Origin of the sequence: Novosphingobium sp., from assembly GCF_036820275.1 — a bacterium.
Taxonomy (GTDB): domain Bacteria; phylum Pseudomonadota; class Alphaproteobacteria; order Sphingomonadales; family Sphingomonadaceae; genus Novosphingobium.
In genome coordinates this window covers 132035-158015 of the sequence record NZ_DAISLT010000005.1, presented here as the reverse complement: position 1 = coordinate 158015, position 25981 = coordinate 132035, and the positions used below count along the sequence as shown (strand labels likewise).

The window sequence follows — 25981 nt, the reverse complement described above, 5'->3', positions numbered from 1 at the left end:
TGCAGTCCTATTGGGTGGTGGGTGAGCCTAAATTGTTGCTTCGCTGCCCGGGGTAACCGGATTATTGAACCCGCTCGCCACGACCGACAAGACGCATGCCATTGAGCACGACCAGGAGGGATGCGCCCACATCCGCTGCAATCGCGCCCCAGAGCGACGCCATGCCAAGCAGCGTCAGGCCTGCGAAAACGAGCTTTATCGCCAGCGAGAAGCCGATGTTCTGCCGGATGACGGCGAGCGTCGCCCTCGAATGCCGAATGAGCCACGGCAGGCGAGAGAGATCGTCCTGCATCAGCGCGATATCTGCTGTTTCGATCGCCGCGTCGCTGCCAATCGCGCCCATTGCGATACCGAGGCCCGAGCGCGCCATCGCCGGAGCGTCATTGACGCCGTCGCCGACCATGGCGACGAGGCCGTGCTGTGCTACCAGCCTTTCTATCGCCTCGACCTTTTGTTCCGGAAGCAGCTCGGCGTGAACTTCATCAATGCCGGTGTCGCGCCCGATGGCCTGGGCAGGCGCGCGACTGTCTCCGGTCAGCATGACGATCTGCGCGATGCCAAGTTCATGCAGCTGCGCGATGACCTGCCTTGCCTCGGGACGCACGGCGTCACCGACCGCAATCAATCCGACGACTGACGCCGCTTCACCGACAATGATCCCGGTCAGTCCAGCTACGGCTATCCGATGCAATTGGAGGGTGAGCGCATCATCGCGAGCGCCCCCAAGACGCTCTCCAAGATAGCCCGGCGATCCGACCCAGGCCTCTCGACCGCCGATCGTGCCAACGACGCCTTTGCCGGGCAACGCCGTCACGGCTTTTGCAGGGACCACGTCAACGCCGCGTCCTGCTGCGGCGTCGAGGATCGCACGCGCAATAGGGTGCTCGCTTCGCGCTTCGATGGCCGCGGCAATCGCCAAGAGTTCTAGCTCGTCCCGGCCGCCAAGCGGGACCAGCTCGACAACCTTGGGACGTCCAAGCGTGAGCGTGCCCGTCTTGTCCATCGCGATCGCGGTGATGCGGGCAGGCATTTCTAGATGGATGCCTCCCTTGACCAGCACGCCCTGCTTGGCCGCGCCGGTCAGTCCCGCGACGATGCTGACGGGGGTCGAGATGACCAAGGCGCAAGGGCAGGCTATGACGAGCAGAACCAGCGCCTGATAAAACCAGGCAGCCCAACTGCCCCCGAGCAGAAGCGGCGGCACAAGGAATACTGCCAGCGCGAGCAGCATCACAACCGGCGTGTAGATCCGCGCGAAGCGCTCCACCCACTGTTCGGTCGGCGCACGCTTGCTCTGCGCTTCACCGACCATGCGCACGATACGGGCGAGCGTTGTGTCCGAGGCCGGCCGCGTCGTTACGATCTCGATCGCGCCCATGCCGTTGATGGTCCCGGCAAAGACCGTTGCGCCATGCGTGACGGTGACGGGGACGCTCTCGCCCGTAATCGGCGCCTGATCGACCGCGCTCGTTCCCGCAACCACACGCCCGTCGAGCGGAATCTTGCCGCCGGGCGGAACGATCACCTGCGTACCGACCGCGACGTCAGCGACCGGCACATCCTTCTCGACGCCTGCGGCATCCCGTATCCGGGCGGTGTCGGGCGCGATGTCCATGAGTGCGGCGACGGCGCGGCGGGCACGTCCGAGGCTCCACGCTTCGAGAGCGAGAGCGAGGGCGAAGAAGAATGCGACCGTCGCCGCTTCGAACCATTGCCCGATGCCCAAGGCGCCTGCCACCGCGACGATCATGAGCAGGTTCATGTCTGGCCGGAGCCGTCGCGCGGCAAGGATCGCCTTTGGGGCGACGTACCGAACCGCCGAGAGGATCGCCAGCGAATAGGCGAGCATGGCGAGGAGCGGGGGATGGGTCTCACGCGCCAGACTCTCGTGGAGCACCGCAGCGAGGCCGCTCGCGCGGACATGGATCGCAAAGCCCGTCGCGACCAACACGCCGCTCCCGATCGTCAGCGCGGCCTGGATGCGGCGCCGACGCTGCTCGCCTTGCGCACCGGCACTGTTCTTGCCGTCTTTCCAGAGTTCGGCGCGCATGCCGGCGCGCTCGACCGCCTTCAATATTCCGGCATGATGTACAGCGTCCGAAGTACCCACGACGGACATGCGGCCATTGATAAGATCAAACGACAGGTTTCCCAACCCAACGACCGGCCCGACTTCGCGCTTGAGAACTGCGACTTCGTCACCGCAGTCCATGCCGTGGATTTTGAAGATGACACTATCCGGACGGTCGGGAAGCGTCTGTTGGGCAGGCACCGGTTCGCCCGAGCAGCTGCTGCAACTGTCGGCCTCTGCTTTATCCTCGGTGAACGCATCCGCGGTGATCAATTCGGCTATCATCCCGGTGGTTGATACGGCCTCAATCACTGCCTCCACCCCGATGCCTGAGTCGACGTCGACATCAAGGAAACCGTGCTTTGGCTGGAACGACAGACGCTGCTCGTCTCCGATAAGGGGTACGAGAACCTCCTTGATGAGTCGAACCTCATTCTGGCAGTCGAGCCCGCGGACCTTGAAGCGCCACCAGCGGTCCATCGCTAAAGCGCGTGCGTCGGTTTGCTCGATCATATCGTCACCTCGACTCTTCGAAATGACATCCTCTATAAAGCCTGAAGTCACTAGAGGGTCAAACGATATGTCCGTCGAGCTACTCAGCATCGGAAAGCTCGCCACCGCGACCGGAACGAAGGTAGAGACAATTCGCTACTATGAGAGTGTGGGCTTGCTTGCCCCGCCGGGTCGGACCAAGGGCAATTATCGGGCCTACTCTGCGCAGCATCTCGCACGGCTCAGCTTCATCCGCCGCGCCCGCGCGCTGGGTTTCTCAATCGGCCAGGTCCAGGAGCTTCTCAAGCTCGCTGACCAGAAGGGCATCTCGTGCAAGGCTGTGGACACGATCGCCCGCGATCATCTTGCCGAGATCGACCGAAAGCTTCGGGATCTGAATACGCTACGCTCGGAATTGAGCAGCGTGATCGTCCAGTGTGGGCACGGCACCATTTCGGAATGCCGCATCATTGAAACCCTGGCGCCGGATTCTGCCGCGGGCGGTTAGGAGGGGGCGGCAGGCTCAGATTTGCTTTTGCGGTTAGCTGCGTTAATGCAAACAAGTCGCAAAAAACTGCTTGACCCTCTAGCTGCTAGAGGGTCTAAAAGAAGCGGATGTTTACGTCCTCGAGCAGCCTCTGCCTTTTGTCGATCTGCGGGCGAGCACCCTCACTCCACCGATGGGTGTTCCGCGTATTGACGGTGCTTGCTGCTGCGTCCTGCGCATTGGGCGCAAGCGCCATCGCCCAAGCCGAAACAGTTGACGTCCAGACCGCATGGCGGCTGCTCGACTACATGGCAGTCGATTACGGTGGCGCGGTCTCCGGCGGAAAGGTCAAGAGCGCGTCCGAATATAGCGAAATGACCGAGTTTGCAGCGTCGGTCTCCGCGCGTCTCGCGACGCTGCCGCCAACACCCGAGCGCAGCAGGCTCATCGATCGTGCGGTACGGCTTCAGGCGGTTGTTGCCGCCAAGGGCTCACCGAACCAGGTTGCCGACCTTGCCCATGGTCTCGCCGCCGATCTGCTCAAGGCCTATCCGGTCCCGCTTGCTCCAGCCAAGGCGCCCGATTTCGCTCGTGGTGCGACGCTCTTCGCCCAGAATTGCGCGAGCTGCCACGGTGCGGCCGGCGACGGTCGCGGCCCGAACGCCGCCAAGCTCGCCACCCCGCCAATCGCGTTCACCGACGTTGCTCGCGCCCGCCAGCGCAGCCCCTTCGCGCTCTATCAGGTGATTGACCAGGGCATCGACGGCACCGCGATGCAAAGCTTCTCATCGCTGCCATCCGATGATCGCTGGGCGCTTGCCTTCTATGCTGGACATTTCGCCTTTTCCGATGCCGCCGCTAAGGAAGGCGAACGGCTCTGGAAAGCCGATCCTAGCCTTCGCCAGCGGATTCCCGATCTGACCGCGTTGGCCGGGATGACTCCGGCGATCCTCGCCAAAGACGTGGGAGCAGACAAGGCCGATACGGTCATTGCTTATTTGCGCCGCCACCCGGAAGTGGTCGTTCAGCAGGCATCCGGCTCCCTTGATGTGGCACGCGCGAAGCTTGGACAGAGCCTTGCGGCCTATCGCGCGGGCGACCGCCACAGTGCGCAGGAGCTGGCTCTATCGGCCTATCTCGACGGATTCGAACCGCTCGAACCGATGCTGACCGCGCGTGACGCAACGCTCATGGGGCATATCGAAAGCGCCATGGGCGAATTTCGGGCCTCGCTCCAGCAAGGTCGACCAGCCGACGAGATAGCGAGCCGTGTTCAGGTGCTCGATGGCTTGTTCGACGACGCCGATGCAGCCTTGTCCCCGGACGCGGCGAGCAGCGCTTCGACCTTTCTGGGCGCGTTCACCATCCTGCTGCGCGAGGGGCTCGAAGCTCTGCTGATCGTCGTTGCGATGATCGCCTTCCTTCGCAAGGCCGAGCGACCCGAGGTGCTGCCCTATGTTCATGGCGGTTGGATCGGCGCGCTGGCGGCGGGCGGCCTGACCTGGGCGGTAGCAACCTATGCGATCGGGATCAGTGGCGCGAGCCGGGAGTTGACCGAAGGCTTTGGATCGCTGTTCGCGGGCATCGTCCTGCTCTCCGTGGGTATCTGGATGCACGGCAAGGCGCAGGCGGACCAATGGCAGCGCTACATCCGCGAAAAAATGTCGCACGCACTGTCACGGCAATCGGCTTGGTTCCTGTTCGGCCTGGCCTTCATTGTCGTCTATCGCGAGGTGTTCGAGACCATCCTGTTTTATGCCGCGCTCTGGACCCAGGGTAATGGCGGGGTCATGCTGGCTGGCGCTGGCTCGGCGGTCCTGCTGCTCGGCTTCATTGCCTGGGGGATGCTGCGCTACAGTCGCGACCTGCCGATCGCGAAGTTCTTCGCCTACAGCGCGTGGCTGATGGCGCTTCTCACGATCGTACTCGCCGGCAAGGGTGTGTCGGCGCTGCAGGAAGCCGGCATAATCGACATTGCGCCGCTCGCGGGCGGAATTCGGGTCTCGGTGCTCGGCATCTTCCCGACCGTGCAGTCGATGGGTGCCCAGTTGCTAATGCTCGTCGCGGTGGCTGGCGGGTTCGCTCTCAACCGGCGCCGTGCCGTCGTTGCAACCACCTGATGAAGATCGGACCAGGACCCGATATTCGTCTTGACCCTCTAGTGGCTAGAGGGTGCATAAGGCTTCTCATGATGCTTGCACGCGTGGATAATCATGGTCTGTAGTAGCTGCCAGTCGGATGCGCCGGCGGCGCCCGATCCGCGATGGCACCGGGTGCTGCGGATCGCTCTCGCGATCAATCTTGTGATGTCGGGTCTATCCCGTTGTCGTCTTTCCTGTTAGTTCGTTCTCCGTGCGACGCCTACTTAACATCCTTGCATATTTGACGATCGCCCTCTCCTTGGGGACGACGGCGACGGCACATGTGCTGGAACGGCCGGATATAAGCGTTTCATCGCAAGAAATAGGCGTGAGCGAAGTTGCCATGGGCCATGCGCCCGGCGATGCCGATCAGGTGCCCTCCGACGGTGACAAAGGGTATCCTCACCATCATGGCGGCTGCCACGGCGATCACGTTGCAGCGCCGATCAAGATCTCCAATGCCGCACTCATGCACGACCTTCGGCTCGCGCCCATCTTCGCAAGCCCCTCCATGCGGCCGCTTTCAACTGCCGATCCCGCGCTAAGGCCGCCCCAAGCCTGACAATCCGCTGACCCCGCCAGCCATTGCTGCGCGGGGCGAACTCGGTTCGTCAGGAGTCACCATCTATGTATCGTACAATCGCGGCCTTCATGGTCGCGGCGACCTTGGCCAGTACGGCCGGGGCGCAGACAGCACCGTCGCTCGGCATTCCAGCGACGCCCTCTTCATCACAAGCGGCAGATGCGTTCTCGCTCGAGAACGCTCTGGCTGCGGGCGGTATGCCATCAGTCCCATCGGCCGTCGTCAGCAACGGTTTGGCATCGGGGGCGGGGGGTAACGGTCCTGCGCCCCTGCCATCGGTCGCGGCGGCTACGGCCGGCGTCGATGCCGCGACCGCAGCCCGGCGCGTTGCCGGGCTACGCCCCAACCCCGAGTTTCAGGCTCAGGTCGAGAACGTGGCCGGCACTGGCGTTTATAAAGGCCTGCGAAGTTCCGAAACGACAGTGGGTGTGGCGCTCCCGCTGGAGTTGGGCGGCAAGCGGCCGGCGCGTGTCGCGCTCGCAACGGCGCGGCTCACCCGTGCTCAAGTTCAGGCTGAAATCGCGCGAGCGGATCTCCGGCTGCGGATTACGCAGCTCTATATCGAGGCCGCCGCCGCGGAGCGCCGCGCCGAAGTGCTGAGCGAACAGGCCGGGATTGCCAACAATGCTTTCCGGGTCTCAAGCGAGCGTGTGAAGGCTGGCGACGTCGGCCCGATCGAACAACAGCGTGCCGACGTGCTTCGCATCAATGCGCAGGTCGCGGCCGACAGCGCCGCCCGCCAGGCACAGGCGGCGCGGGCCAACCTTGAGACATTGTTGTCGGCACCGGTGACGGGGCCGCTCGATCGCGCGTGGTTCGAGAGGATCGATGGCTACGGACCGCCACGGCCGATCGAGGTCGAAGGGACGTTGGCCCTGGCGGCGGCGGAGGCCGACGTGCGTACCGCCGATGCTCAAGTGCGCGTCGCGAGGTCGCTGCGCGTGCCCGACCTGACCGTCAGCACCTTCGCCCGCCGATTGGAGGCGAGCAATGACACCGCCGCGATGGTGGGTATCTCTTTCCCGATCCCAGTGTTCAACAACGGCAGCGCGTTCGTGGCGCAGTCGCGATCGGAGCAGACGCAGGCGATCGCGCTGCGCAACCTTGCTGTGATCGATACCCGCCAGCAAATCGCCAGCGCGCAAACCGAAGTGGCGAACGCCGCTGCGACCGCGCGGGCGGCAGGTGGACCGGGGCTGGCGGCGGCACAGGAAGCCGCCCGCATCGCGCGGATCGGCTGGACGCAGGGCAAGTTCGACCAGATCGCGCTCCTCGATGCCGAGCGCACGCTCTCACAGACCCGCCAGACCTACGTCGATGCGCTCGCCGCGTACCACGACGCGCAGGCTCGGCTTGACCGGCTCACGACGCCGGCCCCCATGATTTCCGGAGAAGATCGATGATGAACGATAAGCGCCTCCTGGGCGGTGCGGCGGCTGTCGCGATCGTTGCCGCACTTGGCGGCTTCGGGATCGCACGCTGGACCGCGAGCGAACCTGCCGCGACCGAAGCGGCAAGCAGCAACGCCGCTGCCCCGGCAGAAGAGGAAAAGACCCCCGACACGGTGGCGATGACCGAGCAGGCGGTCCAGCAGGCCGGCATCGCCACAGAGACAATCAATCCCGGCGGGCTCGGCGCGGAAATCGTCGCGCAGGCGATGGTCAGCGCATCGCTGCAAGGCGAGGCGATCGTGACCGCCCGCGCAGCCGGCGCGGTGACGCGGCTGATGAAGCGCCTCGGTGATCCGGTGCGCGCCGGTGAGACGTTGGCTATCGTCGAGAGCCGGGACGCGGCACAGTTTGCCGCCGATCGCACTGCTGCCGCTGCCAAATCGACCTTGGCGCAAAAGGCGCTCGCCCGAGAGCAGTACCTATACCGCCAGAAGGTCTCGGCACGAGTCGAGCTGGAACAGGCGGAGGCGGAAGCCGCTTCGGCCGCGGCCGAAGCGCGCCGCGCGAGTGTCGCGGCAGGCGCGGCGCGCGTGACCTCGGATGGTCGCGGTGTGGCGGTCTCGAGCCCGATTTCAGGCCGTGTCACCTCGGAGAATGTCAGTCTAGGCGCGTTCGTCCAGCCTGAAACCGAGCTGATGCGCGTCGCTGATGCGTCGAAGATTCAGATCGAGGCGGCGGTCGGTCCTACGGACGCACAGCGGCTCACTCCAGGCGATCGGGCTATCATCGAGCTGCCCGACGGGCGAACGGCGGAGGCGCGAGTACGCGCCGTCACGCCGGGACTCGCCAACGACACGCGCTCGGCGACCGCCGTTCTCGACGTGTCGGGCAGTCTTCAGCCCGGCCTCGCGGTGCGGGTGAGGCTGCTGCCGAGCCGTGGCAGCACGTCCAACGCGATCGTGGTGCCGGAGGATGCGGTGCAGACGCTCGAAGGGCGCGACATCGTGTTCGTGCGGACCGCGAAGGGCTTCCGCGCGCAGACCGTCACGATCGGTCAGCGCAGCAATGGTCGCGTCGAGATCTTGAAGGGCCTCGTTGGCGGCGCCCAAGTCGCGACCAAGAACGCATTTCTGCTCAAGGCCGAACTCGGCAAGGGCGCGGGCGAGGAAGAATAGACCATGATAGCCAACCTTATGGCGCTCTCCGTCCGCGCCCGCTGGACGGTCCTTGCCTTGTTCCTCGTCATCGCCGGGCTCGGCGTGTGGCAGCTCTCCAAGCTGCCGATTGACGCGGTGCCCGACATCACCACGAAGCAGGTTCAGATCAACACGGTCGACCCGCGGCTCTCGCCGGTCGAGATCGAGAAACTCGTAACCTACCCGGTTGAAATCGCGCTCGCCGGCATTCCCGGACTCGAGACGACGCGCTCGATCTCGCGAAACGGCTTCAGCCAGGTGAGTGCGATCTTCACCGACGATACCGACCTCTATTTCGCGCGTCAGCAGGTCGGTGAACGGCTGCGCCAGGCGACAGAAAACCTGCCGGACGGCGTGCAGCCGCAGGTCGGACCGGTGTCGACCGGACTTGGCGAGATTGTCATGTACACGGTTGGCTATGCCAACCCGGACGGCAAGGGCGCAAAAAAAGTCGCCGGCCAACCCGGCTGGCAGCCTGATGGCAGCTATCTGACACCCGAGGGCGAGCGGCTAACTGATGCAGTGGCCAAAGCAAGCTACCTGCGCACCGTTCAGGATTGGATTATCGGCCCTCAACTTCGATCGGTTAAAGGCATTGCCGGGGTCGATTCGATTGGCGGTTATGCCAAGACCTTCGTGGTCGAGCCGGATCCGACGAAGCTCGCCAGTTTCGGTGTCTCGTACAGCGAGCTTGGCCAGGCTCTCGAAAACGCCAATCTCGCGGTCGGCGCGAATTACTATAATCGCGGGGGCGAAGCCTATCTCGTGCGCGTCGACTCACGCGTGCGGACTGTTGATGAAATCCGCAATGCTGTCGCGGCGACGCGAGGCGGAACGCCAATTACCATCGGCCAGATCGCGAACGTTCGCGTTGGTGGCGATTTGCGGACGGGTGCCGGAAGCATGAACGGCCGGGAGGCGGTCATCGGCACTGTGCTGATGTTGATCGGCCAGAACAGCCGCGTCGTGGCTGAATCGGCGACTGCCAAGCTCGACCAGGTAGCAAAGACGCTGCCACCGGGTATCGAGGTGAAGGTGGTGCTGAACCGCGCCGCGTTGGTCGGGGCCACGGTGGCGACGGTTCAGCGCAACCTGACGGAAGGCGCAATCCTCGTTGCAGCATCGTTGTTTCTGCTGCTCGGCAACTGGCGCGCGGCGGTGATCGCGACGCTAGTGATTCCGTTCTCGTTTCTGATGATGGCGATGGGGATGAACGCCTTCAAAGTCCCTGGCAACCTGATGAGCCTCGGCGCGCTCGACTTCGGTCTGATTGTCGACGGCGCGGTCATCATCATCGAAAACTGCCTCGCCAGATTGGCGCATCGACAGGAACATGAAGGCCGACTGCTCTCCCTGCGCGAACGGCTCGAGGAGACGATGCGGGCCGCGCAGGAGATGATTAAGCCGACCGTCTTCGGTCAGGCGATCATCCTGCTCGCCTTCGCGCCACTGCTCACCTTCACCGGCACCGAAGGCAAGACGTTCTCGCCGATGGCGATTACGATCATGCTCGCTCTGGTGGCGGCATTCGTCCTGGCGATTACGCTGGTGCCGGCGCTGGTGGCGATCATGATACGTGGCAAAGTCGCGGAAAAGGACGTTTGGCTGATCCGGAAGTCCAAGGACCGCTACCTGCCGTTGCTGGACAAAGCGATCGCGCGCCCGTGGCCGTTCATCCTCGGCGGGCTTGCCTTTTTCCTGGCGGCAATTCCCGCATTTGGCCTGCTGGGCTCCGAGTTTATTCCCCAGCTCGACGAGAAAAATCTCGCCTTCGCATCAACGCGCGTGCCCTCGGTCAGCCTCGATCAGTCGCTGGCGATGGAACGCAAGGTCGAGGAGGCGGTGATAAAGGTTCCGGAAGTCGCCTTGATGTTTTCCAAGACCGGCACAGCGGAAGTGGCCAGCGACCCAATGCCGCCGAACGTATCCGACGGCTTTGTGATTCTGAAGGAAAAGGAAGAGTGGGCCGCCGGCACAAGCAAAGCTGACGTGGTCGCGAAGATTGAGAAAGCGACCGGAGGGCTGCTCGGGAATCTTTACGAGGTCAGCCAGCCTATCCAGCTTCGCTTCAACGAATTGATCGCCGGTGTCCGCGGCGATGTCGCGATCAAGCTCTACGGTGACGATCTCGACAAGATGGCGCTGACCGCCAACGAAATGGTGCGGGTGCTTCAGACCATACCCGGTGCGGCCAGCGTCAAGGCCGAGCAGGTTGGTGGTGCGCCAGCGCTGGATGTAAGGCTCGACCGCGCCGCCATAGCGCGGCTAGGTCTTACAGTGCGCGACGTTGCGGACACGGTTGCGGCAGGGCTCGGCGGCCGTGAGTCGGGGCTCGTGTACGAGGGCGATCGGCGGTTCGATGTCACCGTGCGCGTACCTGAAGCGACGCGCGCAAACCTTGACGACATCCGGACGCTGCCGGTGCTGCTGCCAGAAGTCGAAGGACGGCCGCGTGCCCAGGTGCCGCTTGCGCAAGTGGCGCAAATCCGGCTGACGGAAGGCCTGAATCAGATCAGCCGGGAAAACGGCAAGCGTCGTGTGGTCGTCCAGGTCAATCTCGGTGGCCGCGATGCGGGTTCATTCGTCCAGGAAGCGCAAGCGAAGATCGCACAGGTCAAGTTGCCTGCCGGTTACTACCTCGAATGGGGCGGTCAGTTCGAGAACTTGGCCGCGGCATCGAAGCGCCTGTCGATCGTCGTGCCGCTGTGCTTCCTGGTCATATTCGGGTTGCTATACATGGCGCTCGGCGGGTTCGGCAGAGCAGCGTCAGTGTTTTTGGCGGTGCCGCTGGGGCTGGCGGGCGGTGTGTTCACGTTGCTGCTGACCGGCATCAACTTTTCGGTGTCGGCGGCGGTCGGGTTCATCTGCCTTGCCGGCGTGGCGGTGCTGAACGGTCTTGTAGTTATGTCCGCGATCCGGGAACGCATCGAAGCTGGGCTGCCGGTAGCGGAGGCAATCCGCCACGGTATGGCTGAGAAGATGCGGGCGGTCATCATGACCGGGTTCGTTCCAGCGATCGGCTTCGTGCCGATGGCGCTCGCCCACGGCACCGGCGCGGAGGTGCAGAAGCCGCTCGCCGTCACCGTGATCGGCGGTCTCGTCGCCGCCACCATCCTGACACTGCTGGTGCTGCCGGCGATCGCGAAAGTGATCCTCGGGCGGACCGATCGTCAAAATGAGCAAGAGGCGAACACGCCGCATGGCGAGGAACCCGCCCCGCTGAAAGGAGAAGCATGATGGGAGAACCGGTTCGGAAACTGCTGCGCATCTATACGGATGAAGCGGCCTATATCGGCGATCGCAAGGTCTTCGAATATGTGGCCTCGTTGGCGCGCGATCAAAAGATGGCAGGCCTGACGGTGCTTGAGGCGCTGATAGGCTTCGGGGCATCGGCGCACGTTCACCGACGCCATGTGCTTGAGAGTGATCGGGCAGTGGTGATCGAAATCGTCGATTTCGAGGACGCTTTGCGCGCGTTCGTCGCCGGTCTGAGTGACGTGCCCGACATTGGTCTAATGACGCTCGAAGCCGTCGAGGTCATCGGCGGCAAGGCAAGCCAGGCCCTGGAAAGCCCGAGCCGATGAACTTCGGTCCGGCAAGCGCGGGGGTCGGCGGCGTGCGATCCCCTGAAGGCTCGCCATCTCCCCTCAATCGCCCGTTTGGTCGGGAAGGAGGCCGCTTTTGCGCGGCCTCCGGCTTGGCCGCGCCTTGGTCGGACAGGACAGGCTACCATGAAGGAAGAAACCACATTCGATTTCAATATGTCAGCGCTGCGGGTCTGGTCGTTGCTGTCCGATTTGAAAGGCTATGCGCGCTGGCACCCGATCTATCGCATCGCGGGCGAGGCGGAGCGGGGTGCCGAAATGGACATTACCTGGCTGCTCTTCAAAGGCGATCGCAAGATGACGACGCAGATGATCATCAACAGGCTAATAAAGCCCGAACTGATTGGATGGCAGATGGGCGTGCGGGGGTTTCTGACCTTCGACGAACGTTACGAGATCGAGCCAATCGCGAACGGCGTCTGCGTGCGCCATTCGGTCGAGTGTCGCGGCGTCATCGGCGGCCTGTTCGGCCGCATGATGCGCAAAGGTCTGCGCCGGACCATGCGGCAACAGGACGCGGCGTTTCTCAATCTTCTGCGGCGGCAATCGCGACTGCCAGGGCGGTCCAATCGCCACAGTCGGCGCCCTATCAAGCCACCGCCTCCTCGCGGCGCTGCGAACGACTGACCGGCCAACATCCCGAAGAAAGGTATCCATCATGGTAGATAGTCGTCCCTCCCAAGGGCTGCTGTGCCCGACGTGCCGCGTCGATCTCGTCATGAGCGAACGGCAGGGCATTGAAATCGACTATTGCCCGCAATGTCGCGGCGTCTGGCTCGATCGCGGCGAACTCGACAAGATCATCGAGCGCAGCGCCGGGGATGAAGGAGTACGGCCGTTGAGCGGCGCTCGTCTCGGAATATCCGACGATCGCGGCCATGGCGATCATGGCGGAAAGCACGGCTACGAGCGGGGCCATAAGGGCCGCCGCAAGGGCTTTCTGAGCGAATTGTTCGACTGACTGCTATGAATCGGCCGCCACACAACGAGTCCTTCGAGTGTCCGTGTGAGAACGGCCCGCGCCATGGGCGTGCCCCCTGTAGCGCCCATGGCGATAGATCGTGGAAAGACGGGGAAATAGCGGCTCGGCGCCTTCGGAGCGGCCCAGTTCGGGGGATCATCCTCGCGACCGGGCTTGCTCTGGCGCCGGGTCTGGTCGGCTGCTCGCCAGCCACCAACAAGAGCGAGGCCGAAGCGTCGCGTGATCGCGAGCTGCCCAACTTCATCGGCGAGCATTTCTACGCCTGTCCTGATGGGTCGCGCCTCGATGTCGACTTCCTCGGCGATGGCCTGACCCTAGACATAAAGACTCGACCGAACGCCGCTCCGGAACGGGTGACATCGCCGGCAAGCGGGCGGACCTATGTCGGCCGGAACCTCAATGTGTCGATCTCAGGCGGCGACCGGATCACGCTCAAGCGCCCCGGCGCGCCTGCCTTGGCCTGCAACAGGGTGCTGGCCTATCAGGATGCACCGGAAGGGGTAGCGAGCGGCCAGGCTGAAGGTTCGGCCGCATGATGACGATCTCGTCATGGGAGGAGTCGCTTTCCCATATCGTCAGTCTCGCGCTGGCCTATGCGTTGGCGCTTCCGGTTGGCTGGAACCGGGAGAAGGATGAACGCAGCGCCGGCATCCGGACCTTTCCGCTGGTCGCCATCGCCAGTTGCAGGTTCGTACTCGTAGGTATCGCCATTCTCGGACGCACGTCTCCTGCCCAAGCTCGCCTGCTTGAAGGATTGATTACCGGCGTCGGCTTCATTGGCGGCGGCGCCATATTGAAGCACGCCGGAAAAGCGTCCGGAACCGCGACCGCTGCGAGCCTCTGGGCGACGGGGGCACTGGGCGCCGCGGTCGGCTATGGTCTTTACGACATCGCTGTGATCCTCAGCCTGACCACCTTCCTGACGCTGCACTTCTCTCATCCACTGAAGCGCGCCTCCCAGGATCGCGCCGAGCCGGCTGATCGACAATGAGGCACAATCGTCCCTCCGAAACGCGCGCGACGCGGCGGGTGCCCAAGAGTGGCGGGCAATTCGGGCCGGTGTCGCCGCGCCCAAGCGACGACCGTCGTTCGCGTTTGGAGCGGTGGGCGTCTCTGCTCGAACGCGATCCGCACCGGCTTATCGCGCTGCTGCGTCCGTCATGGGCAGCGGGCGACGACATCGCCCCGATGGCGGCGAGCCCAAGTGCCGTCGATCTGGCCTGGGTCGATCCGGTGTTTCGCGTGACGGGTCTTGCGGGACGCTCTCGGGCCGACGTGAAAGCGTTTTTCCAGCTTTCGGATGCCGAGTTGGACCGGATCGCGGCGGGGTCCCGGCGCGTCCCGCTGCGGCCTGCCTGGCAGGTCGCGGCGCGCATCCGCAACGTCGCCGATCCGCGCCCTGAAAAACTGATCCTGATCGGCGTCATGCTCATGATCGTCAGTGTCGTCGGAGCTGCCCAATGGCTTGGATGAATAGGCTCTTCCCGGAAGCGGCTGTGACGCCGGTTTGGTTTGGGTTCGCCGGCATAGCCCTCGTGCTGGCGTCGTCGGGCTGTTCGGAACAGCCTCGCAAGGCGAAACCCACCGAACAGGAAATCCACGCCGGGGACAGCGGGGATGCCAGCGGCATCCCTGGTCGCCACCCCTATCGGTGCGACGACGATCGCCCGCTCCTCGTCGACTTCAAGAATGAGGGCCTGACGCTCGAGCTGCGCCGCGACGGGAACGCTGCGCCGGTTGTCCTGACCGCGCCTGCGGCCGGGCTTCAATATGTCGGCGACACGATGAGCGCGATGTTCTCGGGCAACGAACTCAAGATCGAGGAAGGGGACAAGCCCCCCGTCTTGTGCAGGAAGGATACGAGCTTGTGACCAATCCACCCGGCACAGAGGGGCGCTAACGATGGCGGCGCTCAAATTTTCCCTGATCCCGATGATCGCGATCATGATCGGCGCGCTGATCGCCGGATGGCGCACCCCCGGCGAGAAGCTGGTGGCGGCGATGCAGCATCTCGCGGCCGGCGTGGTGTTCGCCGCTGCTGCGACGGAGATCCTGCCGCTGGTGATGCACGGCGGTTCTCCGACCGCGACGCTGATCGGTGGGGCGCTGGGCGTCGCCGTAATGCTCGGGCTCAAGGCGGCGGAAAGCCGATGGGAAGGGCCGGTGGCACTTCTCGCCGCAATCGGACTCGATCTGGCGATAGACGGCTTGGTTCTCGGCCTCGCTTTCATTGCCGGCGAGAAGGCGGGCACGCTGCTGGCCGTCGCGCTGACCCTCGAAGTGCTGTTCCTGGCCCTGACCCTCACCAACGATCTGGCGGGCCGGTATCGCAAGGCGAAGGCGATCGGACTGACCTGCGCGCTGGCAGTGCTGGTGCCGATCGGCGCTCTGGTCGCGCAGCCGGTAGCGCTGCTGTCGCCGATATGGATCACCGGCTTCCTGAGCTTCGGCCTGATGGCGCTGCTTTATCTCGTTACCGAAGAGCTGCTGGTCGAGGCGCACGAGAAGCCGGACTCGCCGCTTATCAGCGCGATGTTCTTCGTCGGCTTCCTCATCCTCCTGCTGATCGAGGAAATCATGGCATGACGGCTTCACCAGACGCAAAGGTCTCAGCTGAGCGGCGCACACTCTGGATCGTGCTGCTGCTCAACGCGGCGATCGCCGCGGGCTTCTTCATGACGGGCCTGATCGGCGATTCCAGCGCACTCATCGCCAACGGCGTCGACAACCTGTCGGACACCGCGGTCTATGCGCTGAGCCTTATTGCGCTCAGCCACGGGCCGACGTGGAAGACGCGGGCCGCAACCGTGTCGGGCGTCATGCTGCTGATCTTCGCCGTCGGCATCCTGATCGACGTCGGCCGCCGCTATGTCCAGGGCAGCGATCCGATCGGCCCGACGATGATGGTGATGTCGGCCATCGCCGGCGTCGTGAACTATGTTTGCCTGCGCCTGCTCCAGAAGCTCAAGCAGCCCGATGTGAACCTGCGTGCCGCAACCACGTTCAGTTTCAACGACTTCATCTCCAACGGCGGCATCCTGATCGCGGGCGCGCTGGTGCTTTGGCTTGGGACGAATTGGCCCGATCTGCTGGTGGGCCTGGCTACTGCTCTTATCGCGATCAAGGGCGGCATCGAAATCCTGCGTGATGCGCAGGCAGAAACCAAGACCAACGCGGAGACGGCGTGATGACCGAAAAGCTCGAACTCGATATCCCCGTCCTGCTGCCGGAGGTTCCCGATGTGGCCGATGCTTGTGTCGGGCGTCTCGTCTCGACGCTGAGCGCCAAGCCCGGCGTCGAGCGCGCGCATGTCCTGCCTGCCGATGGCGAGACGCCGGCGAAGCTCTGCATTCATTTCGACGGGACGGCGCTTCCGCTGCCGCGTGTGCGCGAGATGGTGCGGGCGGCGGGCGCCGATATCAGCGGGCGATACGGCCATGCGACATGGCAAGTCGAGGGGATCGGGCACGAGCGCCGCGCCCGCACCGTCGGCGAGACTCTGTGCCAGGTGCCCGGCGTGCTGCAGGCGGACGCCAGCGCCTCGGGCAGCGTGCGGGTCGAATATGACAAGGAGCGCGTCGACGAGGCGACGATCGTCGCGGCGCTGGGCAAGCTCAAGGTCAAGCCGGGCAAGCGGACTGGCTCCGATCATGCCGGCGATCATGCTGGAGACGATCACGGCGCGGGCGACCATGCCGGGCACGATCACGGGCCTGGCGGTCATGCCGAAGGCGCAGAAAAGCACGGACCGGGCGATGGCCACGATCACGCCCACGCCAATTTCCTCGGCCCAAATACCGAGCTGATCTTCGCGCTCGCCTGCGGCGCGCTGCTAGCGATCGGCTTCGCGATCGAGAAGCTGGTTGCGGGCGCCGCCGACTGGCTGCCGACCGCCTTCTATGTCGGCGCCTATATGTTCGGCGGCTTCTTCACGCTGCGCGAGGCGATCGACAATCTAAAGCTCAAGAAATTCGAGATCGATACGCTGATGCTCGTCGCGGCCGCCGGCGCCGCGGCGCTCGGTGCCTGGGCAGAAGGCGCGCTGCTGCTGTTCCTGTTCAGCCTCGGCCATGCGCTTGAGCATTATGCGATGGGTCGCGCGAAGCGCGCGATCGAGGCGCTGGCCGAACTCGCGCCCGACAAGGCGACGGTGCGCCGTGACGGGCAGACGAGGGAGATTCCCGTCGAGGAGCTGGTGGTCGGCGACATCGTGGTCGTGCGCCCGAATGAACGCCTGCCCGCCGACGGCTTCGTCATCAAGGGGTCGAGCGCGATCAACCAGGCCCCCGTCACCGGCGAGAGCATTCCGGTCGACAAGGAGCCGGTCGCCGATGTCGAGGCGGCGCGCGCGAAGCCCGATGCGGTCGAGGCGACGTCGCGGGTGTTCGCCGGCACGATCAATGGCGGCGCGGCGATCGAGATCGAGGTGACGCGACGTTCCAACGAAAGCGCGCTCGCCAAGGTCGTGAAGATGGTGAGCGAAGCGGAGACGCAGAAGTCGCCGACGCAGCGCTTCACCGATCGGTTTGAGCGTGTCTTCGTGCCGGCGGTGCTGGCCCTGTCGTTCATCCTGCTGTTCGCGTGGGTCGTCGTCGACGAGCCGTTTCGCGACAGCTTCTATCGCGCGATGGCGGTGCTGGTTGCGGCCAGCCCCTGCGCGCTGGCGATCGCTACCCCCAGCGCGGTGCTGTCCGGCGTCGCGCGCGCGGCACGCGCCGGCGTGCTGGTTAAGGGTGGTGCCCCACTGGAAAACCTCGGCTCGCTCAAGGCGATTGCGTTCGACAAGACGGGGACGTTGACCGAAGGGCGGCCCCGCATCACCGATGTCGTGCCCGTCGATGGCGCGAGCGAAGAGGATTTGTTGGCGCTCGCTATCGCGGTCGAGGGATTGAGCGATCACCCGCTGGCGCAGGCGATCGTGAAGGATGGACGCGAGCGCTTGGGTGACCGCGAGCTGCCGACCGCGACCGATCTCAAGAGCCTGACTGGACGCGGCGTTACCGCGACCGTCGATGGCGAGACGGTGTGGATCGGCAAGGCCGAGATGTTCGGCAAGGAGGGTATCCCTACACTGAACGCGGCCGCGACCGACGCCATCGCAACACTGCGCGAGGGCGGGCGCACGACGATGGTAGTGCGCAAGGGCGACAAGGACATCGGCGCCATCGGGCTGATGGATACGCCACGCGAAGCGGCCAAGGTTGCGCTCAAGCGGCTCCGCGAGATGGGCATCACCCGGATGATCATGATCTCGGGCGACCATCAGAAGGTGGCCAACGCCATCGCCAAGGACGTTGGCCTCGACGAGGCTTGGGGAGACCTGATGCCGGAGGATAAGGTTGCCTCGATCAAGAAGCTCGCCGGCGAAGACAAGGTTGCGATGGTCGGGGATGGCGTCAACGATGCGCCGGCGATGGCGAGCGCTACGGTCGGCATCGCGATGGGCGCCGCCGGCTCAGACGTGGCGCTGGAGACGGCGGACGTCGCGCTGATGGCCGACGATCTCGCACACCTGCCGTTCGCGGTTGGCCTAAGCCGCCACACCCGCGGCATCATCCGGCAGAATGTGTTCGTCAGCCTCGGCGTCGTCGCGTTCCTCGTGCCTGCGACGATCTTGGGGCTGGGCATCGGCCCGGCGGTCGCGATGCACGAAGGCTCGACGCTGCTGGTCGTGTTCAATGCGCTGCGGCTGCTCGCCTACCGCGATCCGGCGAAGCAAACGGCATAGCGCCAAGTTGCTACTATGCTTGGATCGTCAGCGACGGAACGGCGGCTCATGGCAGCGATGATGCTCCAATGGGCTCCTGAGCTTGCAAAGCATATTGCAATGCCACCCGGGTTGGCCACGGACCTACATAGACTAAAACATTTAGACCGATAATAATAGTTATGTTAAATTTGGCCAATTCCGGGGCAATTAGAACGTGTCGGTTTTCCTCAAACACTGGACTAAGAAATGGCGAATATTTCATACCTTAAATGCCGGACTGATTATCTCAGCGCCGATCATTGAGGTACGATAGAACGAGCCTATCGGCAGGTGTCGACTACCTGAAACCGTTCCGCGGCACGCAGCTAAACGACCATTCCTGCCGGAACGCGTCATCCCCTTTCTTTTGAGCTGGCGGGCGGCAGTGAGCCCATCTCGGCATTCAAGCCAGATGCATCCGTGCCCAAAACCAGCCGTTCGTTGAAAAAGGTTCGGTTCGTTCGCGAAGCGGCTTTCGTAACCGAATCGGCACGGAACAAGAACTAAACTTCGTTGACATTTCCATTGCTAGAGCTGCAATCAACAATCATGGTTCGCCGAGTCCTTTCCCTGCTGCTCACGCTGGCGCTGTTCGTAGTGACAGAGCAAAGTGCAGCCTTTGCCCAGCGGGGACCGGAGCCGATGCAGAGCGAGCAGATGGCTATGGCCGACTGCATGCAGATGATGGATCAAGCTTCGGCGATCGAAGGCGGTCAACCGGAAAGGCACAAGAACTGCACACCGACCGATTGCCTCAACTACATGATCGCGTGCGCAGGGATTTCAGCTGCCCTCCCGAGTAGCGCAACACCTGAATTGCTTGCGTACTATCGGCAAGCGACACAGCGCCCAGGGCTCGAAAACCCAATGTTTGGGCGTTCGCCTCCCCCGGATATCCAGCCCCCTATCGCCTGATCTGACTTCTTCGAGCCAGCCACCCCGCACGGGACCTCCCCGCGCGCGTCACGGCTGCTCATTTCATTCAGATTTGGAGATAGTTTCATGAAGTTCACGACTTCGACGGTGGCATTCGCCGCTGCCCTCCTGCTTGCCGGCAATGCCCAGGCAGCCCCTACCAATGCCTCTTCTGGCCACTACGAATGGCGTCAGGCTGCGAGTTTCGGTTCGCGTAGCTCTCTCGCCCCGTTGCGACGCGTGTGGCTGTCCGATGCCTCCAGAAATTCTGATTGCGACTGCCACGCCATGAAAATGAGCATGAGCGACTGCGGCGCCAAAATGCGCGGCGCTGGGCTGTCCCCTCAAGCTGCGGGCTAAGCAAGGCTAAGGCCGCATTTGGTCGCATAGACGGCTAGGCCATCGGTGGCATTAGGGCGTGACCGCCCGCCGCCACCGATGTGCTCGCCTCCTCGGTCAACGCCGGCCTGATCCTGCGATCAGGAGATTTCCATGCCATGGATTTTGTCCCTGCCGCTGTTCGCGGCAATTCCTGCGGCTGCGTCCGCAACCCCTATGACATTTCAGGAGGCGCTGCGGCAGGCGGCAGCTGAGGCTCCCACGGTTCGTGCAAAAGAGCATGGCACGGATGCTGCGCGCTCCGCGCGCGGCGGTGCCGGCTCACTTCCCGATCCAGTCCTCGGCGTGAGCATCGAGAGTTATCCGATTTCAGGGCCATTAGCTTTTGAGCCACAGCACGACGACTTCACGATGGTCCGTATTGGTGCAAGCCAGGATATCCCCAACTTGGCCAAACGGCACGCACAGCAAGCGCGCGCGGACAGCGACATTGAAGCGGCGAAAGCCGCTACCGCACTTGAGGCCCGCTCCGTCGAGATCGATGCCGCGCTTGCCTGGATCAACCTCGCCTACGCTGAGCGCAAACTCGACCTCCTCGCAGACCTACTCTCAAATCTTGAACGGGTCGTGGGGACTACGCGAGGTGCTGTCGCCTCGGGAAGTGCGCGGCCGGCGCAAACTCTTGCGGGGCAGCAGGCCATCGTGGGCCTACAGGATCGCCGTAGCGAACTGGTAGCTAGCGTAGTCCGGGCCAAGGTGATGCTTACCAGACTAACGGGCACGCCCTCTCCAGAGATCGACGGTTCCGTTCCCGAATTCACGATCGATGCCGAGATGCTCCATGAAGCGCTTGGCGACACGCCGGCGCTTCGACTGGTCAATGCTCAGAGCGGCCAGGCAGACGCCGATCTGCGCCTCGCGGATGCCGGTAGGCGATCGGACTTTGGAGTCAATCTGGCCTATCAGCGCCGCGATCCGCGATTTGGCGACTATGTTTCCGCTGGGGTCTCCGTCAGCCTGCCATTCTTCACGCGCGGGCGCCAAAATGCCCAGATCGCCGAAGCCCAGAACAATGCGGCTCAGATCGCGGCGCAGCGAGAAGCGGTCGAACGCGAACTGGCTGGCGGTCTTGAGGCCGATCTTGCCGATCACCGCATGCATCATGAGCAGTGGATGAGGGCCCAAGATACACTGCTGCCACTCGCCGAACAGCGCGTGAAACTGGAGACGGCAAGCTACGCCGCCGGGCGAGCCAGTCTCGTCGACATCGCCGACGCTTATACCGCGCTCGCCGACGCGAGACTCACGGTCCTTGATCGGGAAGCGCTTGCCGTCAGTGACGGCGCCCGAATTTCCCTTACCTATCGGAGCGTTGGACAATGAAAGACTTCGCAGCGTCGAAGGCGCGCATAGGGTTCGCTGCCGCCGCCATCGCACTGGTTGCCGGTTCCAGCGGGTACGCAATCGCGCACCTCACCACAGAACCAAGCGGCATCGCCGCATCCGGGGAAGGTAAGAGGGATCCGCGCAAGCCGCTCTACTGGTTTGACCCCATGGTTCCCGACCAGCACTTCGACCACCCGGGCAAGTCGCCCTTCATGGATATGCTGCTCGTCCCCAAATATGCCGACGCGGCTGATGATGATGCGCAAGGGGTTAGGATCGATCCTGCCGCCACTCAAAATCTCGGGCTGCGCACGGTCAGTGTGCGGCGCGGCGAACTCGCGAATGCGTTCACGGCGACGGGCACACTCGATTTCAATCAGCGAGACGTGGCGATTGTCCAAGCGCGATCCGGAGGCTTCGTACAGCGGGTCTATGGCCGCGCTCCCGGCGATGTAATTGGCGCGAACGCGCCGATTGCCGATATCCTCATTCCCGAATGGGCCGGTGCGCAGGCCGAGTATCTGGCGGTACGACGAACAGGAAACTCCGCCTTGACCCTCGCCGCCCGCCAGCGGCTCATGCTCCTCGGAATGCCTTCCGGTTTGATCGCTTCGATTGATCGGAACGGCAAGCCGCGCACGGTTATCACGGTGTCTACTCCGACCGCCGGAGTGATCAAAACGCTTGGCGTACGGGCTGGCATGACGCTGGCCTCCGGGCAAACGCTGGCGGAGATCAATGGCCTCGGCACAGTCTGGTTGAATGCCGCAGTTCCCGAAGCACTTGCCGGTCGTTTGCGTCCCGGCCAACTCCTCTCCGCTACGCTGCCAGCTTATCCCGGGGAGACGTTCTCTGGCAAAATTGCCGCGGTTCTTCCCGATGTTCAGACCGACAGCCGGACGCTCACGGTCCGCGCCGAACTGTCCAATCCCAGCGGGCGGCTCAAGCCTGGAATGTTCGCGTCTGTAACGATCGACGGCGAGAACGCGCCGAGCTTACTGGTGCCAAGTGAGGCGGTGATCCGGACCGGCAAGCGCACGCTGGTCGTTCTGGCGCTTGCCAATGGACGCTACCGGCCTGCCGAGGTGCAACCTGGCAGAGACAATGGCGGAGTAACGGAAATCCTGGCGGGCCTGTCGGAAGGTGAAAAGATTGTCGCTTCGGGTCAGTTCCTGATCGACTCCGAAGCGAATCTGTCCGGAATTGCCGCCCGCCCGGTGAGCGAGCCTCACCCGCCGGCAACGCTATCCCCAAGCAAGTCGCTCTTCGAGACCACAGGCAAAATCGAGCAGATCACAAGCGCTTCAATCACCCTGAGCCATGATCCCGTGCCCGCCCTTGGATGGCCGGCAATGACCATGACGTTTGCATTGCCGAACCCGGCGGTCGCGCGCGGGTTTAGCGTTGGCGACCACATCCGTTTCGGCTTCGACCGGCCACCGGCCGGGCCCGCCGTGCGTCAGCTGATTAAGGTCGCCGGCCGATGATTGCCTCCATCATTCGCGGTTCGGTCAAGAACCGGTATTTCGTCATCCTTGCGGTATTGATCATGGCTGGGGCGGGCGCCTGGGCGGCCCGATCGACTGCGATCGACGCACTCCCGGACCTTTCCGACACGCAGGTCATCATCCGCACCACCTGGCCCGGACAGGCGCCGCAAATCGTCGAGAACCAGGTCACCTACCCCCTGACGACCACGATGCTTTCCGTACCAGGCGCCAAGACGGTGCGCGGCTACAGTTTCTTCGGCGACAGTTTCGTCTACGTAATCTTCGAGGACGGTACCGACCTCTATTGGGCACGAAGTCGGGTGCTCGAGTATCTTAACCAGGTGCAAGGGCGCCTTCCGGCGGGCGCCCGAAGTGGGCTGGGGCCCGATGCCACCGGGGTCGGATGGGTCTATGAATATGCCCTGGTGGATCGCACGGGCCGCCACGATATTGCCCAGGTACGCAGCTTGCAAGACTGGTTCCTGCGCTACGAACTGAAGACAATCCCCGGCGTCGCCGAAGTGGCGAGCATCGGCGGCATGGTCAAACAATACCAGGTGCAGCTCGATCCGCTGAAACTTGCGGCATACGGCCTCAAGCATGCTCAGGCCGTAGATGCCATCCAGAAGGCAAATCAGGAAGCGGGCGGCTCCGTTCTGGAGCTGGCTGAAGCGGAGTACATGGTACGCGCTTCGGGCTACCTGAAATCGCTCGACGATTTTCGCGCCATTCCGCTCCGCACGGGCACGGGCGGTGTTCCGGTTGCGCTCGGCGATGTCGCCACGTGCAGATCGGCCCGGAAATGCGGCGCGGGGTCGCCGAACTCGACGGTCAGGGCGAGGTCGCTGGCGGCGTGGTCATCCTGCGGTCGGGCAAGAACGCCCGCGAGGTGATCGCAGCCGTCAAGGATCGCCTTGCCGTTCTCAAAAAGAGCCTTCCGCCGGGTGTCGAGATCGTCCCCACATATGATCGCTCTCAGCTCATCGATCGCGCGGTCGACAACCTCACTCACAAATTGATCGAGGAATTCATCGTTGTCGCGTTCGTGTGCGCACTGTTCCTATGGCACGTGCGATCGGCTCTGGTCGCGATCATCACACTGCCCTTGGGCGTGCTCGCAGCGCTCGTCGTCATGCACGGACAAGGCGTCAACGCCAACATCATGTCGCTTGGGGGGATTGCCATTGCGGTCGGCGCGATGGTGGATGCAGCCGTCGTCATGATCGAAAATGCACACAAGGCGATTGAGCGCTGGGAGCGGGATCACCCCGGCGAGAGTCTGCAGAGTGAGGCGCGATGGAGCGTTATTACCGATGCTGCGGCCGAGGTCGGACCGGCCCTCTTCTTCAGCCTCCTGATCATTACCTTTTCCTTCATTCCGGTCTTCACACTCGAAGCGCAGGAAGGCCGGCTGTTCGCTCCGCTGGCGTTCACGAAGACCTATTCGATGGCCGCAGCGGCTATCCTTTCGGTGACCGTGGTGCCGATTTTGATGGGCTGGCTGATACGGGGCAGAATTCCGCCCGAGCACGCCAATCCCGTCAATCGTGGGCTCACCGGCATCTATCGACCGGCAATCGATTGGGCTCTGGAGCGGCCGAAGACCGTACTGATGATCGCAGCTCTCGTCTTTGCCACGGCCGCCTGGCCGCTGACCCGACTGGGCGGCGAGTTCATGCCGAACCTTGATGAAGGGGATTTGCTCTACATGCCGTCCGCTCTTCCGGGTCTTTCGGCAGCCAAGGCCAGCGAACTCCTCCAACAGACCGATCGTCTGATCAAAACGGTACCGGAAGTGCAAAGCGTATTCGGCAAGGCTGGACGGGCAGAGACGGCAACCGATCCGGCGCCGCTCGAAATGTTTGAAACCACCATCCAGTTCAAGCCGCGCGACCAGTGGCGACCAGGGATGACCCCCGAGAAGCTGGTCGACGAACTCGATCGGACCGTCAAACTCCCGGGTCTCGCTAATGTCTGGGTACCGCCCATTCGCAATCGCATCGACATGCTCGCAACAGGCATCAAGAGCCCGATCGGGATCAAGGTGTCCGGGCCGGATCTCGCCGAGCTCGACCGGATCGCGCACGATGCCGAAAAAGTCGCCAAATCCGTGCCTGGGGTCAGTTCGGCATTGGCTGAGCGCCTGACCGGCGGACGCTATGTCGATGTCGATATCGACCGGGCCGCCGCCGCCAGATACGGCCTCAACATCGCGGACGTGCAGGCTATCGTGTCGGGGGCGATCGGGGGAGAAACGATCGGTGAAACCGTGGAAGGGTTGGCTCGCTACCCGATCACAGTTCGCTACCCGCGTGAGCTTCGGGATAGCCTTGAAGGCCTGAGATCCCTGCCGGTCCTCACGCCGTCCGGGCAGCAGATAACCTTGAGCAGTGTAGCTGCCATCGCGGTTGCCGATGGCCCTCCCATGCTGAAGACCGAGAATGCGCGGCCGTCGACCTGGGTCTATGTCGATGTGCGCGGCCGTGATCTGGCCTCGGTGGTAGCGGATCTTCGCCGAACCATCGGCCGAGATGTGAAACTGTCGCCGGGCGTTAGCGTGGCCTACTCCGGACAGTTCGAATACCTTCAGCGCGCGCTGGACAGGCTTGAGCTGGTCGTGCCGGCAACCCTGCTGATCATCTTTTTTCTGCTTTACCTGACCTTCGGCAGGTTCGACGAAGCGGCGCTGATCATGGGCACACTCCCCTTGGCCCTGACGGGCGGCATCTGGGCTCTATACCTTCTTGGTTTCAACCAATCGGTCGCAACCGGCGTCGGCTTCATCGCGCTCGCGGGCGTCTCCGCAGAGTTTGGTGTGGTGATGCTCATCTATCTGAAGAATGCGCTCGAACAGCAGGGGCTCGGCGGCAGCTCCGATCCTGCCGATGTTCGGTCAGCTGTACGCGAAGGTACACTTCTCCGCGTCCGCCCCAAGGCGATGACAGTTGCGGTAATCCTCGCAGGCTTGCTTCCGATCCTGTTCGGTACTGGCACCGGCTCTGAAGTGATGAGCCGGATCGCGGCCCCCATGGTCGGGGGCATGCTGACGGCACCGCTGCTTTCAATGTTCGTGCTTCCGGCCGCTTACCTGTTGCTACGCCAGCGTGCGCCTCATTCCCCTCAAATTACCCCAGCCTCTCAGAAAAGGAGTTGA

The 25981-nt window shown here is 63.5% G+C and carries 21 protein-coding genes and 1 pseudogene; 21 read left to right on the top strand and 1 reads right to left on the bottom strand.

Going from position 1 to position 25981, the window contains the following annotated elements:
- Nucleotides 1-61 precede the first annotated feature (61 nt).
- Nucleotides 62-2584, bottom strand: coding sequence for a heavy metal translocating P-type ATPase (locus V7066_RS06145; protein WP_334182258.1), 2523 nt, complete (start codon nt 2582-2584; stop codon nt 62-64).
- A gap of 67 nt (nt 2585-2651) precedes the next feature.
- On the opposite strand from V7066_RS06145, the gene V7066_RS06140 reads away from it, so the two are divergent.
- From V7066_RS06140 to V7066_RS06040, 21 genes and pseudogenes are all read left to right on the top strand, one after another.
- Nucleotides 2652-3071, top strand: a complete 420-nt coding sequence (locus V7066_RS06140) for a MerR family transcriptional regulator (RefSeq protein ID WP_054435807.1) — start codon at nt 2652-2654, stop codon at nt 3069-3071.
- A gap of 107 nt (nt 3072-3178) precedes the next feature.
- Entirely contained in the window at nt 3179-5170 is a 1992-nt protein-coding gene (locus V7066_RS06135) for a cytochrome c/FTR1 family iron permease (protein ID WP_369818185.1), read from the top strand.
- Nucleotides 5171-5519: 349 nt separating this feature from the next.
- A complete protein-coding gene (locus tag V7066_RS06130; RefSeq protein ID WP_054435809.1) occupies nt 5520-5753 on the top strand; it encodes a hypothetical protein in 234 nt (77 codons plus the stop codon).
- Nucleotides 5754-5818: 65 nt separating this feature from the next.
- Nucleotides 5819-7177 (top strand): TolC family protein, encoded by a 1359-nt coding sequence (locus tag V7066_RS06125; protein ID WP_031290466.1) that lies wholly within the window; start codon nt 5819-5821, stop codon nt 7175-7177.
- Entirely contained in the window at nt 7177-8340 is a 1164-nt protein-coding gene (locus V7066_RS06120) for an efflux RND transporter periplasmic adaptor subunit (RefSeq protein ID WP_021243425.1), read from the top strand. Before V7066_RS06125 ends, V7066_RS06120 begins: the two co-directional genes overlap by 1 nt.
- Before the next feature lie 3 nt (nt 8341-8343).
- Entirely contained in the window at nt 8344-11598 is a 3255-nt protein-coding gene (locus V7066_RS06115; RefSeq protein ID WP_008828957.1) for an efflux RND transporter permease subunit, read from the top strand.
- The gene (locus V7066_RS06110; protein ID WP_054435813.1) at nt 11598-11945 is read left to right on the top strand and encodes a DUF190 domain-containing protein; all 348 of its coding nucleotides are present in this window, start codon (nt 11598-11600) and stop codon (nt 11943-11945) included. The genes V7066_RS06115 and V7066_RS06110 overlap by 1 nt, the downstream gene beginning before the upstream one ends.
- A gap of 147 nt (nt 11946-12092) precedes the next feature.
- Nucleotides 12093-12593: an SRPBCC family protein gene (locus tag V7066_RS06105; RefSeq protein ID WP_008828955.1), complete on the top strand. Its 501-nt coding sequence runs from the start codon at nt 12093-12095 to the stop codon at nt 12591-12593.
- 31 nt (nt 12594-12624) lie between these two features.
- The gene (locus tag V7066_RS06100) at nt 12625-12927 is read left to right on the top strand and encodes a TFIIB-type zinc ribbon-containing protein (protein ID WP_082370184.1); all 303 of its coding nucleotides are present in this window, start codon (nt 12625-12627) and stop codon (nt 12925-12927) included.
- Nucleotides 12928-12932: 5 nt separating this feature from the next.
- Nucleotides 12933-13484: a hypothetical protein gene (locus V7066_RS06095; RefSeq protein WP_291552501.1), complete on the top strand. Its 552-nt coding sequence runs from the start codon at nt 12933-12935 to the stop codon at nt 13482-13484.
- Nucleotides 13484-13939, top strand: a complete 456-nt coding sequence (locus tag V7066_RS06090; protein ID WP_132470109.1) for an MgtC/SapB family protein — start codon at nt 13484-13486, stop codon at nt 13937-13939. Before V7066_RS06095 ends, V7066_RS06090 begins: the two co-directional genes overlap by 1 nt.
- Nucleotides 13936-14421 (top strand): hypothetical protein, encoded by a 486-nt coding sequence (locus V7066_RS06085; protein WP_334182257.1) that lies wholly within the window; start codon nt 13936-13938, stop codon nt 14419-14421. The genes V7066_RS06090 and V7066_RS06085 overlap by 4 nt, the downstream gene beginning before the upstream one ends.
- 23 nt (nt 14422-14444) lie before the next feature.
- A complete protein-coding gene (locus V7066_RS06080; protein WP_037518299.1) occupies nt 14445-14819 on the top strand; it encodes a hypothetical protein in 375 nt (124 codons plus the stop codon).
- Between the two features lie 31 nt (nt 14820-14850).
- On the top strand, nt 14851-15534 hold the full coding sequence (locus V7066_RS06075) for a ZIP family metal transporter (protein WP_008828949.1): 684 nt from the start codon (nt 14851-14853) through the stop codon (nt 15532-15534).
- Complete coding sequence (locus tag V7066_RS06070) at nt 15531-16136, top strand: cation transporter (protein WP_008828948.1); 606 nt, start codon at nt 15531-15533, stop codon at nt 16134-16136. Before V7066_RS06075 ends, V7066_RS06070 begins: the two co-directional genes overlap by 4 nt.
- Nucleotides 16136-18676: a heavy metal translocating P-type ATPase gene (locus V7066_RS06065; protein ID WP_334182256.1), complete on the top strand. Its 2541-nt coding sequence runs from the start codon at nt 16136-16138 to the stop codon at nt 18674-18676. Before V7066_RS06070 ends, V7066_RS06065 begins: the two co-directional genes overlap by 1 nt.
- A 534-nt stretch (nt 18677-19210) precedes the next feature.
- Entirely contained in the window at nt 19211-19612 is a 402-nt protein-coding gene (locus tag V7066_RS06060; RefSeq protein WP_334182255.1) for a hypothetical protein, read from the top strand.
- Between the two features lie 87 nt (nt 19613-19699).
- Nucleotides 19700-19972, top strand: coding sequence for a hypothetical protein (locus tag V7066_RS06055; RefSeq protein WP_334182254.1), 273 nt, complete (start codon nt 19700-19702; stop codon nt 19970-19972).
- A 132-nt stretch (nt 19973-20104) separates the two neighbouring features.
- Nucleotides 20105-21334, top strand: coding sequence for a TolC family protein (locus V7066_RS06050; RefSeq protein ID WP_334182253.1), 1230 nt, complete (start codon nt 20105-20107; stop codon nt 21332-21334).
- Nucleotides 21331-22824 carry an efflux RND transporter periplasmic adaptor subunit gene (locus V7066_RS06045; RefSeq protein ID WP_334182252.1) on the top strand — a complete coding sequence of 498 codons (1494 nt, stop codon included), beginning with the start codon at nt 21331-21333 and terminating at the stop codon, nt 22822-22824. Before V7066_RS06050 ends, V7066_RS06045 begins: the two co-directional genes overlap by 4 nt.
- Nucleotides 22821-25981, top strand: a pseudogene (locus V7066_RS06040) (efflux RND transporter permease subunit). The gene V7066_RS06045 and the pseudogene V7066_RS06040 overlap by 4 nt, the downstream one beginning before the upstream one ends.